Below are 15347 nucleotides of genomic sequence, written 5' to 3'. Positions count from 1 at the left end.
AGACGGTTCTCATGGAGACTGTGACGTTCCTCTCAGCTTTCACTCAGCTTCGGGGGCAACTGACCATCCGTTCGAAAACGTCTGATCCCATCGAAGCGTCCGGGGGCGATCAGGGTCTCCGTGACGGTTGGCGACCGGACAAGAGAACTCGATGCAACTGACAGGCACCCCCTTCCTCATCGTCACGATCATCCTCGTGCCGATCTCCATCGCGGTCGCGATGCTGTACTGGGGCAAGGTCCGCGGGCCTAGAGCGGCCAGGGCGCTCACCCGGCTGGTGATGCTGCTGTTCTGCCAGGTGACGGCCGTACTGACGGTCTTCGTCATGGTCAACAACGCCAACCTCATCTACGGCAGCTGGGACGACCTGCTCGGCACCGGGGACCACGTCCGCGCCGTGCCGCACGTCACGCCCGACGACCCGAAGGCCTCGCACTCGGCCGAGCCCAAGGTGATCCAGCAGTTCAAGAAGGTGGACGACCCCAAGGTGCCGGGCGACGTGCAGCGCACCGAGCTCAAGGGCCGGGCCTCCGGCGTCGACGGCGAGGTGCTGGTCTGGCTGCCGCCGCAGTACGACAAGCCGGAGTACAAGGACAAGAAGTTCCCCGTGGTCGAGCTGCTCCCGGGCTGGCCCGGCTCCTCCTCCACCTGGTACGGCACCCTCAAGGTCTCCGAGCAGCTCAAGCCGCTGATGGAGAACGGCACCGTGGCGCCGTTCATCCTGGTCTCCCCGCGCACCCTGCTGCTGGGCAACACCGCCGACACCGGCTGCGCCGACGTGCCCGGCAAGGTCAACGCCGCCACCTGGCTGGCCCGGGACGTCCCGCAGATGGTGCTCGACAACTTCCGCGCCGACCCGTCCTCCGATCGCTGGGCCGTCGCCGGGTACTCGGCCGGCGCCCACTGCGCCGCCAAGCTCGCCCTGGAGCACCCCAACCGCTACCGGGCCGGGATAAGCCTCTCCGGGTACAACGACCCGGCCAAGGAGCCCGCCTCGCTCACCGCGAAGGACCCGGCCCTGCGCGAGAAGTCCAACCCGCTGAACATCATCAAGAACGCCGCCCAGCCCCCCAAGGTCGCCCTCTACGTCAGCGGCAACAAGGGCGACGGCTTCGAGGACGCCCTGGCCCTGAAGGCCGCCGCCAAGGGCGCCACCACCGTCCAGCCGGTCGAGACCAGCGGTGCCCACTCCAGCGACGTCTGGAAGCCGATGGTCCCCGACGTCTTCAAGTGGCTCACCACGGTGATCCCGGCCAACGGCTGACGCGACGTCAACACCGAGGGCCCGCCCTCCCCCTCCGGGGACGGCGGGCCCTTCGGCGTGTCGCGGCCTCGCTCAGGCCAGTTCGAGGGCCAGGTAGAAGTCGACCCGGTCCTCCAGGCGGGAGAGGTCACGGCCCGTCAGTTCCTCGATGCGGCCGATCCGGTAGCGCAGGGTGTTGACGTGGACGTGGAGCTGGGCGGCGCAGCGGGTCCAGGAGCCGTCGGAGCGCAGGAAGGCCTCCAGGGTGCGGACCAGGTCGGCCTGGTGCTCGATGTCGTAGGCGATGACCTTGTCGAGCAGGCGGCTGCGGAAGGCACGGCGGACCTCGTCGGGGACGGCGGCCAGCAGCAGGACGTGGGAGGCGAGCTCCTCGGGGCCGGCCACGCAGACCCGGCCGACCCGGGCGGCGGCGATCCGGCGGGCGTGCCGGGCCTCCTCCAGGGCGCCGCGCAGGCCGCCCGCCTCGGAGGCGGGGGCGGAGACGCCGAGGGTGATCCGGCCCTCGGAGCCGAGGCCGGCCTCCAGCGGGGCGAGCAGTTCGCGCAGCGCGTCGGCGGGCACGGGGGTGGCGGGGGCGGGCAGCACGACCACCGCGCCGGATCCGGCGCCGGCCACCAGGGCTCCGTCGGTGGCGTCGGTGAGAGCTTCCTCCAGGATTGACCGGCAGGCCCCGTCCGGCAGCCCCGTCCCTTCCGCGCTCAGCACCAACCAGGACCCCTCGGTCACCAGGGGCCCCACCGAATCGCCCTCGTACTTGGCGGCCATCGCGGCCGAGGCGTAGAGCGTGCGGCTGATCTCGCCCGGGTCGGCGTCCCGCTGAAGGAGCGTCAGCACCTCGTCGGCGAGCCGCCGCCGCAGCCGCCGGCCCTCGTCGCGGCGGACCCGTTCGACCGCGACGAGCCGGGCCAGGTTCTCGGCCAGCTGCTGGCGCTTGACGGTCCATTCGGTGACGTCGCCGGCCACCACCAGCACCCAGTCGGCCAGCGAGACGTCCGCCTCGGAGCTGGCCGGGGCGGGCAGCAGCGAGTACGAGCCGCCGGCCAGCCGGGCCCGGTGCGGGGGGCGGCGGCGCTGGCGCTGGGCGGCCAGGTTGGCCCGGACCAGCTGGTCGCGCTCCTCGGCGGTGAGCCGGTCGGCGGGGCCGGCCACCACCCGGCCGGTGGGGGCGAGCACCCAGCAGTCCAGGTCGAGGTCGCCGCCGAGCAGGTCGAGCACGGCGTCCAGCCCGCCGCCGCCGGCGGCGGAGACCAGCAGGCGGTGCCGGTCCACCAGGGCGGCCAGGTCGGCGGCCCGGTCGGCCGAGACCTGACGGCCGATGAACTCGGTGACGGTGCCGAAGGCGATGTCGTCGGGCACCGCGAGCAGTGGCATCCGGTGCCGGCGACACGCCGCGACCAGGTCCTCGGGGACCGGCCCGACCTCGGCCTCGCCGGCCGCCAGGGCGACCGCGCCGCCCGCCACGATGGTGCGCACGAAGCGCTCGGAGTCGTCCGGGCCGGTGCGCCAGAGCATGCCGGTGAGCACCAGCTCGCCGCCGTGCAGGTACCTGCCCGGATCCTGGAGGTCGGTGGTCATGACACCGCTGACCTGCCGGTCGAGCTCGTCCTCGGCGGCGAGCAGCCGCAGCCTCGGGGCCCCGGGGGCGAGCAGGTCTCGGACGCGCATCCGGCGACTCCTTCGTCTGTGCTTGGTCGTGCCGCTGGGCACTGGGGGGACAGTGTGCCCCATCGGTCCGGAGGTCGGTGTTACGTATCAACCGACGCGTGGTCACGGGGTCGTAGCTTCCGAATCACGGGCGGATTACGGTCGTAAGTGGGGCCTCGCACATCGCTGTACAGGGCAATTGTCCGCCTTAGAGGAACGTACAGGATGCCGGGCGACGTCGAGGCGAGGGCTTCATGCCATCGGTGACTCCCAGTGGGCCGGGTCACAGCGGTTCACTGGCCACACGCCGAACAACCAGTGAAATCCCCGGGCAATGTGCCCACTGTCCGGCGTGACGACTTGAGGAGAGACCCGCATGGAGTTCCTTCGGCCCGCTACCTGGGACGAGGCGCTCGCGGCGAAGGCTGAGTACCCGTCCGCAGTGCCGATCTCGGGCGGTACGGACGTCATGGTCGAGATGAACTTCGACGTGCACCGGCCATCCGCGATTCTCGACCTGAACCGCATCACCGAGCTGACCGAGTGGTCCAACGACGGCGCCGTCGTGAAGCTCGGCGCCTCGGTGCCGTACACCCGGATCATCAACGAGCTCTCCGAGCCGCTGCCCGGTCTGGCCCTCGCCTCGCACACCGTCGGGTCCCCGCAGATCCGCAACCGCGGCGGCGTCGGCGGCAACCTCGGCGGCGCCTCGCCGGCCGGTGACGCGCACCCCGCGCTGCTGGCGGCCGGCAAGGACGTCTTCGTGGAGGCGGCCTCCGTCCGCGGCACCCGGATGATCCCGATCGACGAGTTCTACGTCGGCGTCAAGCGCAACAGCCTGGAGCAGGACGAGCTGATCCGCGCCGTCCACATCCCGGTGGCGGACGGCCCGCAGCAGTTCTCGAAGATCGGCACCCGGAACGCGATGGTCATCGCGGTCTGCGCGTTCGGCTTCGCCCTGCACCCGAAGAACGGCACGGTCGGTACCGGGATCGGTTCGGCTGCCCCCACGCCGCGCCGCGCCGCGGAGGCCGAGGCCTACCTGGAGGGCGTGCTCGCCGAGCGCGGCCTGTGGGAGTCCGGCGACCTGCTGGGCACCGAGGTGATCCAGCGCTTCGGCGAGCTGGTGAAGGCCGCGGCCTCGCCGATCGACGACGTGCGCGGCACCGCCGACTACCGCCGGCACTCGCTGGCCGTGATGGCCCGCCGCACCCTCACCTGGTGTTGGAACGACTACAGCAAGCAGATCAGGAGCGCGGCATGAGGGTCACTTTCACCGCCAACGGCAAGCCGGTCGAGGCCGACGACGTCTGGGAGGGCGAGAGCCTCCTGTACGTGCTGCGCGAGCGGGTCGGCCTGCCGGGCTCGAAGAACGCCTGCGAGCAGGGCGAGTGCGGCTCCTGCACCGTCTACCTGGACGGCACCCCGGTCTGCTCCTGCCTGGTCGCGGCCGGCCAGGTGCAGGACCGCGAGGTCCGCACGGTCGAGGGCCTGAGCGAGGAGAACGGCGAGCTGGGCCTGGTCCAGCAGGCCTTCGTGGACGCGGGCGCCGTGCAGTGCGGCTTCTGCACCCCCGGCCTGCTGGTGCAGACCGACGCCCTGCTGGAGGGCGACGCCCAGCCGAGCGACAACGACATCCGCGAGGCGCTGTCGGGCAACCTCTGCCGGTGCACCGGCTACGAGAAGATCATGGACGCGGTGCGGCTCGCTTCCGCCCGCAAGTGCGCGAAGGCGGCGGGCGAATGAGCACTCGCACCATCCAGGGTCAGAAGAACCTGCAGAACATCAACACGGCCTCCAAGGACGGCATCGGCGGCTCGCCGCTGCGTCCGGACGGCAACCTGAAGGTCAAGGGCGAGTTCGCCTACTCCTCGGACATGTGGCACGAGGACATGCTCTGGGGCATGGCGCTGCGCTCCCCGCACCCCCGCGCCAACCTGCTGAGCGTGGACATCTCCGAGGCGCTCAAGGTGCCCGGCGTCTACGCGGTGCTGACCCACGAGGACATCCCGGGCTCGAAGTTCTACGGCCTGGAGATCCAGGACCAGCCGGCCCTGGCCATCGACAAGGTCCGCTACCACGGTGAGGCGATCGCGCTGGTCGCGGCCGACCACCCGGAGACGGCCCGCCGCGCGGTGAAGAAGATCAAGGTCGAGTACGAGGTGCTCACCCCGATCGTCACCGAGGAGCAGTGCCTCGACCCGCAGACCTACGGCTACGTGCACGAGCCGCACGAGTTCAAGTCGCACGGCTACGACAACATCTGCCACGAGCAGAAGCTGGTCTCCGGCCTGGGCGTCACGGACGAGGTCCGCGCGCTGGCCGACGTGGTGGTCTCCGGCCACTACGAGGTCGGCATGCAGGACCAGGCCTTCCTCGGCCCGGAGTCCGGCCTGGCGGTGCCCGCCGAGGACGGCGGCATCGACCTCTACATCGCCACCCAGTGGCTGCACGTGGACCGCGAGCAGATGGCCCCCGTGCTGGCCCTGCCGGAGGAGAAGGTCCGCCTCACCCTGGCCGGCGTCGGCGGCGCCTTCGGCGGCCGCGAGGACCTGTCGATGCAGATCCACGCCTCGCTGCTGGCCCTGCACACCGGCAAGCCCGTCAAGATCGTCTACTCCCGCGACGAGTCCTTCTTCGGCCACGTGCACCGCCACCCGGCCAAGATGTACTACGAGCACGGCGCCACCCGCGACGGCAAGCTGGTCTACGCCGACGCCCGCCTGGTGCTGGACGGTGGCGCCTACGCCTCCGCCTCCCCCGCGGTCGTCGGCAACGCGGCCTCGCTGGGCCACGGCCCGTACGAGATCCCGAACGTGCGGATGCACGCCATCGCGCTCTACTCCAACAACCCGTCCTGCGGCGCCATGCGCGGCTTCGGCGCGGTGCAGGCGGCCTTCGGCTACGAGTCGCAGATGGACAAGCTCGCCGCCGAGCTGGGCATGGACCCGGTGGAGCTGCGACAGCTGAACGCGATGTCCGAGGGCTCGTTCATGCCCACCGGCCAGCAGATCGACTCGCCCGCCCCGGTGGCCGAGCTGCTCCAGCGGGTCAAGGACATGCCGCTGCCCCCGCCGATGGACTTCGAGCACCTGGACATCCGCTCGGTGCCCGGCGCGCTCTCCAACACCTCGCACGGCGAGGGCATCGTGCGCGGCATCGGCTACTCGGTCGGCATCAAGAACGTCGGCTTCTCCGAGGGCTTCGACGACTACTCCACCGCCCGGGTCCGCCTGGAGGTCATCGGCGGCGAGCCGGTCGCGATGGTGCACACCGCGATGGCCGAGGTCGGCCAGGGCGGCGTCACCGTGCACGCCCAGATCGCCCGCACCGAGCTGGGCGTCGAGCAGGTCACCATCCACCCGGCCAACACCGAGGTGGGGTCGGCCGGTTCGACCTCCGCGTCCCGCCAGACCTACATGACCGGCGGCGCCGTGAAGCTGGCCGCCGAGGCGGTCAAGCAGGCGCTGATCGCCAAGGGCCGCCGCCGCTACGGCTGGGACCAGAACGACATCGACCTGGTCGGCGGCAAGGTGGTCTCCGACTCGGCCGGCGTGCTGGTCTCGATGGTCGACCTGCTCGGCGACGAGGCGATCGACCTGACCCGCGAGCACCACCACCGCCCGACCGTCCCCTTCGACAAGGAGACCGGGCAGGGCTTCGGCCACGTCCAGTACACCTTCTGCGCCAACCGCGCGGTGGTCGACGTGGACGTGGAGCTCGGCCTGGTGAAGGTCGTCGAGCTGACGGCCGCCCAGGACGTCGGCAAGGCGCTCAACCCGCTCTCCGTGGTCGGCCAGATCCAGGGCGGCTGCACCCAGGCCCTCGGCCTGGCCGTGATGGAGGAGATCATCGTCAAGGACGGGAAGGTGCGCAACGCCTCCTTCACCGACTACCTGATCCCGACCATCCTCGACACCCCGCCGATCCCGGTGGACGTGCTCGAACTCCCGGACCCGAACGCCCCGTACGGGCTGCGCGGCGTCGGCGAGGCCCCCACCGTCTCCGCCACGCCGTCGATCGTCGCCGCGATCCGGGCCGCCACGGGCATCGCCCTCAACCGGATCCCGGTCCGGCCGGAGCACCTGACGGGCACGCTCTAACACCCGAACCTCCCCGGGGCGGCCACAACGTCTTCCCGCCGCCCCGGGGCGCACCACCCGCAAGGCCAGCAAGAAAAGAACATGACGCACCATCAGGCACCACCCACGCTGCCGCATCTCCCACGCCGGGGTCAGCAGCAGTGCGCCCCACCCGCACCGCATGAGTGCACCTCGTGAGTCGATATGTCCCCCTGTGCCTCCTCCAACCGGCAATCAGGTCGACTCGCCCACCCCAACCCCCTATGAACCTTGGGAGTGGACATGACCCGGATCTCCACGGAGCCCGGCACCACTGACGACAGACCCGCCACGGACGACTCCCTCACGCCGTCCGAGGCAAAGCCGCCGAAGAACGCGCTGGACGCCTACTTCAAGATCTCCGCGCGCGGTTCCACCTTCGGCAACGAGCTCCGCGGTGGCCTCACCACCTTCATGGCGATGGCCTACATCCTGCTGCTCAACCCGATCCTGCTCGGCGGCGCCGACAAGAACGGCGTGCACCTGGACCACGCGCAGCTCACCACGGCCACCGCGCTCGCCGCGGCCGTGACCACGATCCTGCTGGGCGTGGTCGGCAACGTCCCGCTGGCCGCCGCGGCCGGCCTCTCGGTCTCCGGCGCGATATCGGCGATCGTGGTCCCCCACACCACGTGGGAACAGGCCATGGGCCTCTGCGTCATCTACGGCATCGCCATCGTGCTGCTGGTCGTCTCCGGCCTGCGCGAGAAGATCATGAACGGCATCCCCCTGCCGATCAAGCACGCGATCACCATCGGCATCGGCCTCTTCATCGCCCTGATCGGCCTCAACAAGGCCGGCTTCGTCTTCCAGGGCAAGGGCCCGCTGCTCTCGCTCGGCCCCACCGGCGAGCTGGCCGGCTGGCCGGTGCTGATCTTCGCGATCACCCTGCTCACCATCTTCGTCCTGCTGGTCCGCAACACCCGCGGCGCGATCCTGATCGGCCTCGCGGTCGGCACCGTGATCGCGTTCGTGGTGAACGCGGCGGCCGGTCTGGACGACAAGGTCTGGGGCCTGCAGGTGCCCAAGTGGCCCGGCAGCCCGGTGGACGCCCCCGACTTCGGCCTCTTCGGCCACGTCGACCTGTTCGGCGCCTTCGGCAGCCAGGGCATGGGCGCCATCTCCGCCTCCGTCGCCGTCTTCACCCTCGTGCTGGCCGGCTTCTTCGACGCGATGGCCACCATCATCGGCGTCGGCACCGAGGCCGGTCTGGCCGACAAGCAGGGCCGGATGCCCGGTCTCTCCAAGGCGCTCTTCGTGGACGGCGCCGGCGGTGCGATCGGCGGCGTGGCCGGTGCCTCCGGCCAGACCGTCTTCGTCGAGTCCGCCACCGGCGTCGGCGAGGGTGCCCGCACCGGCCTGGCCTCGGTGGTCACCGGCGGCGTCTTCACCCTGATGCTGTTCTTCACCCCGATCGCGGGCATGGTCCCGGTCCAGGTCGCCTCGGCCGCCCTGGTCGTCATCGGCTCCATGATGATGAGCCAGGCCCGGCACATCGACTGGTCCGACCGCGAGGTGGCCATCCCGGCCTTCCTCACCTGCGTGCTGATGCCCTTCACCTACAGCATCACCGCGGGCGTCGCGGCCGGTGTGATCACCTACTGCGTGATCAAGGCCGGCCGGGGCAAGTGGCGCGAGCCCGGTCCGCTGATGTGGATCCTGACCGGTGTCTTCCTGGTGTACTTCGCCCTGACGCCGATCAAGGACTGGCTGGGAGTTCACTAGTACCAGAGCCGCTGTGCGGGGGGCCTGCCCTCTCGCACAGCGGCTGGTCCGTTCCACCCCTCAATCCCTCGTAAGGAGCCTCCGAACATGCAGGACATCGCCGAGCAGCTGCTGGCCTGGCACTCCTCCGGGCGCTCCTTCGCCGTGGCCACCGTGGTCGGCGTCTCCGGCTCCGCCCCGCGCGACCCGGGCGCGGCCCTCGCGGTGGACGCGGCCGGCGAGGCGATCGGCTCGGTCTCCGGCGGCTGCGTCGAGGGTGCGGTCTACGAGCTCTGCCAGGAGGCCATCGCCTCCGGCGCCCCCGTGCTGGAGCGCTTCGGCTTCAGCGACGAGGACGCCTTCGCCGTCGGCCTGACCTGCGGCGGCATCCTGGACGTCTTCGTCCAGCCGGTGGTCCCGGGAGCCGACGCCGCCCTGGACGCCGGCATCACCTACATCGCCTCCGGCACGCCGGTGGCCCTGGCCCGCGCCATCGCCGGCCCGGCCGGCCTGATCGGCGCCACCGTCGCCGTCACCGCCGACACCCACCACGGCTCGCTCTCCCCCGCCCCCTCCACCACCGGCCCGCTCGAGCGCGCCGTGGTCGCCGAGGCGCGGGCGATGCTGGAGGCGGGCCGCACCGGGCAGCTGACGCTCGGTCTGGACGGCCGCCCCTGCGACGACCAGGAGCAGGGCACCATCACCTTCTTCGTCGAGGCGTACGTCCCGGCGCCCCGGATGCTGGTCTTCGGCGCGATCGACTTCGCGGCCGCCGTGGTGCGGATCGGCAAGTTCCTCGGCTACCGGGTCACCGTCTGCGACGCCCGCCCGGTCTTCGCCACCGCCCGCCGCTTCCCCGAGGCGGACGAGGTCGTGGTCGACTGGCCGCACCGCTACCTGGACTCCCAGCTCTCCGCGATCGACGGCCGCACCGTGCTCTGCGTGCTGACCCACGACGCCAAGTTCGACATCCCGCTGCTGGAGCGCGCGCTGCGCCTGCCGGTCGGCTACGTCGGCGCGATGGGCTCGCGCAAGACCCACCGGGACCGCAACGCCCGACTCCGCGAGGTCGGCCTGACCGACGCCGAGATCGGCCGCCTGCGCTCCCCCATCGGCCTGGACCTCGGCGCCCGCACCCCCGAGGAGACGGCCGTCTCGGTCGCCGCCGAGATCGTCGCGCACCGCCGGGGCGGCTCCTGCCTCCCGCTCTCCGCCGGCGACGGCCCGATCCACCACGAAGCCGCCCGGCCGCCCGTGGCCGAACCCGAGCTGCCCGCCAGCGCGGCCTGACCCGGCCTCACCCGTCCGGGTGCGCCCGGTGGCGGTCGGCGGGAGCCTGGAGTAGGGGGTCCCCTCCACCGGGAAGGCACCAGGACCATGCGCATGCTCATCAAGGTCGAGTTCGACACCGAGACGGCCAGCCGGCAGCTCGCCGACGGCACCATGCAGAAGTCCCTGCAGAACCTCATGGGCGTGCTGAAGCCGGAAGCCGCGTACTTCGCCCCGACCGGCGGCCGCCGCGCCGCCTACCTCTTCGCCGACCTCCCGGAGGAGGCCGCCCTGGTCACCATGCTCGAACCGTTCTGGGACCTCAACGCCGACGTCAGCGTCACCCCCTGCATGAACGCCGAGGACCTCGCGACCGGCCTGGGCCGGATCTCCGACGCCGGCTGACGGACCCTCAGCCTCCTCCACGCCCCGGTAGCGCGCGAACAGCCGCAAGCCGTCGCCGTCCACCGCCCGGTCCCGCCAGCACTCCACCGCCAGCCGGGCGACCCTGGTCAGCCGCTCGGCGCCGTCGGCCGGCTCACCGGTAAGGAGCTCCGCTGCCAACTGCCGCAGCTGGCGCGTGCGCCGACCCCGACGCCCCGTCAGCTGAGCAGCCCCTCCCCGCCCGCCCGCGCCCCGGCGGCCCCATCTCCACGGTGAACAGCACCCGCCCGTCCCCGGTCCGCTCCGCCTCACCGACCCGCACCCACACGTCCCGGTTCTCCCGGCACCGCACGGTCAGGCTCTCGTCCGCTTCGTCCGCCATCGGCCGAAGCCAGCACGTATGCAGGCCGTACCATACGTGCATGACGCTGAAGCGCACCACGGTCTACGCCGAGTCCGAGGACCTGGCCGTCATCAAGGAGGCCGCCGCGCGGCGGGGAATCTCCGAAGCCGAGATCATCCGCGAGGCGATCCACCTCGCGGCGCTGGCGAACCGGGTCTGGGAGGAGCCCTTCTTCACCACCACCCACCGCCCGGTCGGCGACGGTTCGATCGGCATCGAGGAGGTCTGGGCCGAGCGGGCCCGCGCCTACGAGGCGACGAAGCAGGCCGGCGAGTGATCGTCGTCGTCGCGGACACCTCCGGCCTGCTCGCCGCGCTCGACTCCACCCACCCGCTCGGCGGTACGGCCCGGGAGGTGCTCCGCACCGCGGGGACGTTGGTGATCTCGCCCGTCCTGCTGAGCGAGCTGGACCACCTGGCCAGGCGGATCCTCGGTGACCGAGCCGCGCACGACGCGGTCGACGACATCCGACGGTGGGTACGGGCCGGGCGGGCCGTGCTGCCCGAGATCACCGCCGACACCCTGGACGCCGCCCAGGGCGTCCGCCTGCGGCATGCGGGGCTGCGGCTGGACCTGACCGACGCCGTCAACGTCGCCCTCGCCGCCGACTACCGCACCGACTGCATCCTGACGCTGGATCACCGCGACTTCCGGGCCGTCCGCCCGTTGACCGCCCACCAGGCCTTCCGCATCCTGCCCGAGGACCTCTGATCAGGCCCGGTGGACCGCGTGCATGTAGCAGCCGAACTCGACCGCGCGGACGTGCAGCAGGGCCACCTCGGGGTCGGTCAGCAGTTCGGCGGCGGCCGTCTCCAGCGCGGCGGGGTCGGTGACCAGGCGGCCGCCGAGGATGGTGCCGCGGTCGGTGTAGGCGCGCAGGACGCGGGGGCCGCCGTGCATGGTGGCGGGCCAGCCGTCGGCCGGGCCGGGGCAGGGGGTGGCGTGGATGAAGACCGGGCCGCGCTCGTCGTAGGGGCCGGGGTCGGTGCCGGTGGCGGTGGCCCAGGGGGCGAGCGGGCGGTAGGAGACCAGGGCGATCCGGTCGCCGGGGCGGGCCTTGGTGAGGCAGCAGCGGAGCGGGGCGCCGCCGGTCTCGTCGGTGGAGAGGACCGGCGGGCGGCCCGCGTCGTCCAGCTCCCGGAGCCGCTCGCAGGTGGCGGGGTCGATCGCGTCGATCCGGAGGGCGTTGGCGGTCTGAAGTGTCGTCATGTCGACCAGCCTGGCCGCTCGACGGCCCGAGGACCGGCGGATAAACGACCTCGCGTTCCGCCGGGGGCCGTGCCATTCTCGGGCGGATGTCCGCACGCAACCGCCGCCTGCCTCGCCACCTGTCCTGGCCGCTCCGGCCGAACGACGTCCGGGCCGCCTTGGGCGTCGGTCCGGCGGCGGCCGTCGACCTGGCGTTCGACGACCGCCCGTGGAAGGACGGCACCCTGCTGCACGTGGCCTGGGTCCCGGCGCTCGACTCGGGTCTCGACCCGCTGAGCTGCCTGCGGATCCGGATCGCCCCGACCGCGGACGCCTACCGGACCGCCGCCCGGCTGGTGATGCTCGGGCACGCGATGCCGCAGTTCGCGGCCTGGACCGCCGCGGCCCGGGCCACGTCCGGGGGCTGGGGCTTGAGCGCCCACAGCCGGTCGTGGCGGCTCGCGGGACGCGGCGTCCAGCACCGCGACGACGAGCGCCCTTACCCCGAAGCCGGGTGAGGGACCGTCAGTCGGTGACCGCGAGCCGGGCGCCGAAGGCGACGATCACGGTGCCGGTGACGCGGTCGAGCACCCGCCGGGCGGAGGGGCGGCGCAGCCAGGTGCGCAGGGCCCGGGCGAAGGCGATCAGGACGGCGGACCAGAGCAGGCCCTCGGCGACGTGGATCGAGGTGAGCGCCACGCCCATCGGCAGGTGCGGCACCCCGGCCGGGATGAACTGCGGCAGGACGGCGACGTAGAAGACGCCGACCTTGGGGTTGAGCAGGTTGGTCAGGGTGCCGCGCTGCCAGCCGGCCCAGAAGCCGCCGGTGCCCAGGTCGCCGTCGTCCTCCGGGGCGGCCGGGCCGCCGGCGCTGCGGAGCATCTGGACGCCCATCCAGACCAGGTACGCGACGCCCGCCCAGCGGAGCGTCTCGTAGGCGAGGTGGGAGGCGGTGAGCAGGGCGCTGATGCCCAGCGAGCTGAGGGTGCCCCAGATCATCGTGCCGCTGCCGATGCCGGCCACCACGCCCCAGGCGCGGGCCCGGGCGCCGAGGGCGGCGGTGCGGAGGATGAGGGCGGTGTCGAGGCCGGGGGTCAGGGTCAGCAGCCCGACCACCAGGGCGAAGGACCAGAGTGCCGTGGGTATCTCCATGCCCGGTCAGCCTAGGGGGTGGTCACCGCGCGGGGGCAACCAGCCCGTCCGACTGTCCGGAGTCGCGCAGCGCGTCCGCCACGAAGCCGCTCGCCTTCAACTCCTCGACCAGCTCGGTGAGGTGGCGGACCGTCCGGTCCGAGCGCCCCTTGGTGGTGCCGACCGCCTGCCGGATCTCCATGAACCGGCCGTCCAGCAGCCGCAGCCCGGGCTCGGCGGCGACGTACGCGGTCATCGGCTCCCGGATCCCGGCCGCCACCTCCAGCCCCTCCGCCGCGAAGACCGCCGTGCCCTCCGCGCCCCTCACCACCGCCGCCCGACGGAGCGTCCGGGAGAGGTAGAGGTCGTACGCCGAGCCCTCCTTCACCCCGATCCGCACGCCCTCCCGGTCGACCTCGCCGACCTCCCGGATCGCCGAGCCCTCCGGCACCGCGTACACCCCCTCGATGATCACGTACGGCGCGGTGAAGGCGACCTCCGCCTCCCGGGCGGGCTCCACCGCCAGGAAGCAGAGGTCGGCCCGCCCGTCCGCCATCGCCCGGTACGAGTCCCGCGCCGCGTCGAAGCAGAGCAGCTCCACCGGCAGCCCCAGGCGCGCCCCCACCTCCCGCGCGATCGCCACCGTGACCCCGCCGGGCGCCTGCGGCGTCCCGTGCGCGAGCACCGGATTGCCCAGGTTGATCGAGGCGCGGAGCACCCCGGTGGGCGCGAGGTCGGCGGCGACGGCGGCGAGGTCGACGGCGGTCGGGTCGGCAGGTTCGGTCATGCCCGGGAGTCTACGGCGGCCCCGGAAAACCGCTGGCGTACCCGGGCCGTACGGTGCCACCCTGGCGCGCATGTCCGCCCGCACCGAAGAGATCCTGCGTGAGCTGCACACCTCCCTCGGCCGGCGCAGGCGGCCGGAGGACGTGGCCGAGCTGATCCGGGAACTGCTCGACTCGACTCCCGGCGCCGTCGACGAACGGACCGCGGCCGCCCTCGCCAAGGCCACCGAGCACTCGCTGAACAGGCTCTGGCACGGCTACACCTCGATGCTCCAGGACTTCGCCCGCCCGGTCGGCCTGCAACGCCAACTCGCCACCGCAGCAGAGCTGTTCGCCACGATTGAGGCACTGCCCGCCGAGGCCGGTGACGACCCGTCGGCGGTCGAGGCGGCGATCCGCCGGGCCGGGGAGGAGATCCGGAAGGAGTTCGGGTACGGCGACTTCCAGGAGGACCGCCTGGACCGGGCCGGCCGGGCCGAGGAGGGGCTCGGGGAGCTGTCGAAGCGGCAGTACAACAAGCGCTTCCGGCTGCTCGCCCGGATGGAGACCAAGCTGATCCGGCTGGTGACCGAGATCCGCAAGCGGGAGATCACCCTGATCGGCAAGAACGGCCTGGCCGCCCGGCTGCCGTACGAGCTCTTCGCGGCCGACCCGGACAGCGCGGCCTTCATCGCGTACCTGACGGCACGGGCCAACATGCGTGGTGAATTCACCATCAACGGGCAGCAGTTGGCCTACGACGAGGTGGCCTCCGCGCTGTTCCACCGGCTGGATCCGGCCCGTGCGCAGTGGTTCGCCGTGGCCCACGTCCACCCCGTCCTCGCGGTCCTCGAGCGGCTGACCGATCACCAGAAGGGTCGGCTGCTCGGCCACTGGTACACCATCCTGCTGGAGGTCGCGGAGCAGCTGGAGTCGCTCTGGGAACGGCTGGACGTGGATCGCGAGACGATGATCGTGCGGCGCGGTGACGACTCGACAGGCTGGAACCAAGCGGCCCGCGCCTGGCGGACCGCCCGGAACGCCTGGTTCGCCCTGCTGGAGGCCATGGGCGCGCAGGAAGTGCTCACCAAGGTCTGCCCGGGGAAGGTGATGATGCTGGTGGCCGCGGACGTCGCCTACTGGCACCGGCGGTCCGGCCGGGGCCTGCATCCGGACACCGACATCTGGGCCGAACTCCCGCTGCCCTGGCTGGTGCTGCGCGGCGAGGCGGACTGCCCGCAGTGGCTGGTCGAGCAGGCCTGCCGCCGGCACGGGGTGGAGCCCTCGTTCACCGGCTGGACCAGGGCGCGGCGGGTGTCGCAGGCGGTGCCGTTCCGCGCCACCCCGGAGCTGGTGCACGGCGTCACGGTGGCCGATCCGCTGCTGGCGGGGCTGCTCCGCTCGGCCGGGGTGTTCTCCGGGCGGCCGCTCCGGCCCGCGGGGGCGGAAATCGGTTGACCCCCGCGCGGCCGGAC

15 protein-coding genes are annotated in these 15347 nt (G+C 72.3%); 11 read left to right on the top strand and 4 right to left on the bottom strand.

Annotated features, from left to right (window positions below; all coding sequences use genetic code 11):
• The first annotated feature begins 151 nt into the window (after window positions 1–151).
• Entirely contained in the window at window positions 152–1264 is a 1113-nt protein-coding gene (locus ACWEPF_RS24975; protein ID WP_345280184.1) for an alpha/beta hydrolase, read from the top strand.
• A 72-nt stretch (window positions 1265–1336) separates the two neighbouring features.
• Here ACWEPF_RS24975 and ACWEPF_RS24970 read toward each other — a convergent pair whose 3' ends face one another.
• On the bottom strand, window positions 1337–2929 hold the full coding sequence (locus ACWEPF_RS24970; protein ID WP_452174239.1) for a PucR family transcriptional regulator: 1593 nt from the start codon (window positions 2927–2929) through the stop codon (window positions 1337–1339).
• A gap of 355 nt (window positions 2930–3284) precedes the next feature.
• Between ACWEPF_RS24970 and ACWEPF_RS24965 the strand changes: the two genes are divergently transcribed.
• The 8 genes from ACWEPF_RS24965 to ACWEPF_RS24930 all read left to right on the top strand — a co-directional run bounded on the left by ACWEPF_RS24965 (window position 3285) and on the right by ACWEPF_RS24930 (window position 11500).
• Window positions 3285–4172: an FAD binding domain-containing protein gene (locus ACWEPF_RS24965; RefSeq protein ID WP_345280188.1), complete on the top strand. Its 888-nt coding sequence runs from the start codon at window positions 3285–3287 to the stop codon at window positions 4170–4172.
• Window positions 4169–4654, top strand: coding sequence for a (2Fe-2S)-binding protein (locus ACWEPF_RS24960; protein ID WP_452174238.1), 486 nt, complete (start codon window positions 4169–4171; stop codon window positions 4652–4654). Before ACWEPF_RS24965 ends, ACWEPF_RS24960 begins: the two co-directional genes overlap by 4 nt.
• Window positions 4651–7011: a xanthine dehydrogenase subunit D gene (gene pucD, locus ACWEPF_RS24955; protein WP_345280193.1), complete on the top strand. Its 2361-nt coding sequence runs from the start codon at window positions 4651–4653 to the stop codon at window positions 7009–7011. The genes ACWEPF_RS24960 and pucD overlap by 4 nt, the downstream gene beginning before the upstream one ends.
• A gap of 261 nt (window positions 7012–7272) precedes the next feature.
• Window positions 7273–8754: an NCS2 family permease gene (locus tag ACWEPF_RS24950; RefSeq protein WP_452174237.1), complete on the top strand. Its 1482-nt coding sequence runs from the start codon at window positions 7273–7275 to the stop codon at window positions 8752–8754.
• An 87-nt stretch (window positions 8755–8841) separates the two neighbouring features.
• Entirely contained in the window at window positions 8842–10023 is a 1182-nt protein-coding gene (locus ACWEPF_RS24945) for an XdhC family protein (RefSeq protein ID WP_452174236.1), read from the top strand.
• A gap of 87 nt (window positions 10024–10110) precedes the next feature.
• Complete coding sequence (locus tag ACWEPF_RS24940) at window positions 10111–10407, top strand: hypothetical protein (RefSeq protein ID WP_452174235.1); 297 nt, start codon at window positions 10111–10113, stop codon at window positions 10405–10407.
• Window positions 10408–10808: 401 nt separating this feature from the next.
• Window positions 10809–11066, top strand: coding sequence for a ribbon-helix-helix domain-containing protein (locus tag ACWEPF_RS24935; protein ID WP_452174234.1), 258 nt, complete (start codon window positions 10809–10811; stop codon window positions 11064–11066).
• Entirely contained in the window at window positions 11063–11500 is a 438-nt protein-coding gene (locus tag ACWEPF_RS24930; protein WP_452174233.1) for a PIN domain-containing protein, read from the top strand. The genes ACWEPF_RS24935 and ACWEPF_RS24930 overlap by 4 nt, the downstream gene beginning before the upstream one ends.
• Here ACWEPF_RS24930 and ACWEPF_RS24925 read toward each other — a convergent pair whose 3' ends face one another.
• The gene (locus ACWEPF_RS24925; RefSeq protein WP_452174232.1) at window positions 11501–11998 is read right to left on the bottom strand and encodes a DUF1203 domain-containing protein; all 498 of its coding nucleotides are present in this window, start codon (window positions 11996–11998) and stop codon (window positions 11501–11503) included.
• Between the two features lie 86 nt (window positions 11999–12084).
• Here ACWEPF_RS24925 and ACWEPF_RS24920 point away from each other — a divergent pair, with 86 nt between their 5' ends.
• Complete coding sequence (locus ACWEPF_RS24920) at window positions 12085–12495, top strand: hypothetical protein (protein WP_452174231.1); 411 nt, start codon at window positions 12085–12087, stop codon at window positions 12493–12495.
• 7 nt (window positions 12496–12502) lie between these two features.
• Here the strand turns inward: ACWEPF_RS24920 and ACWEPF_RS24915 are convergent, their stop codons facing one another.
• Together ACWEPF_RS24915 and ACWEPF_RS24910 are read right to left on the bottom strand one after the other, a co-directional pair.
• Window positions 12503–13129 (bottom strand): LysE family translocator, encoded by a 627-nt coding sequence (locus ACWEPF_RS24915; RefSeq protein ID WP_449794717.1) that lies wholly within the window; start codon window positions 13127–13129, stop codon window positions 12503–12505.
• Window positions 13130–13151: 22 nt separating this feature from the next.
• Window positions 13152–13895, bottom strand: coding sequence for a transporter substrate-binding domain-containing protein (locus ACWEPF_RS24910; RefSeq protein WP_452174230.1), 744 nt, complete (start codon window positions 13893–13895; stop codon window positions 13152–13154).
• A 70-nt stretch (window positions 13896–13965) separates the two neighbouring features.
• On the opposite strand from ACWEPF_RS24910, the gene ACWEPF_RS24905 reads away from it, so the two are divergent.
• Window positions 13966–15330: a hypothetical protein gene (locus tag ACWEPF_RS24905; protein WP_452174229.1), complete on the top strand. Its 1365-nt coding sequence runs from the start codon at window positions 13966–13968 to the stop codon at window positions 15328–15330.
• The last annotated feature ends 17 nt before the right edge of the window (window positions 15331–15347 follow it).

This window comes from Kitasatospora sp. NPDC004289 (genome assembly GCF_053602875.1).
This window is presented reverse-complemented; position numbering and strand designations above follow the sequence as displayed.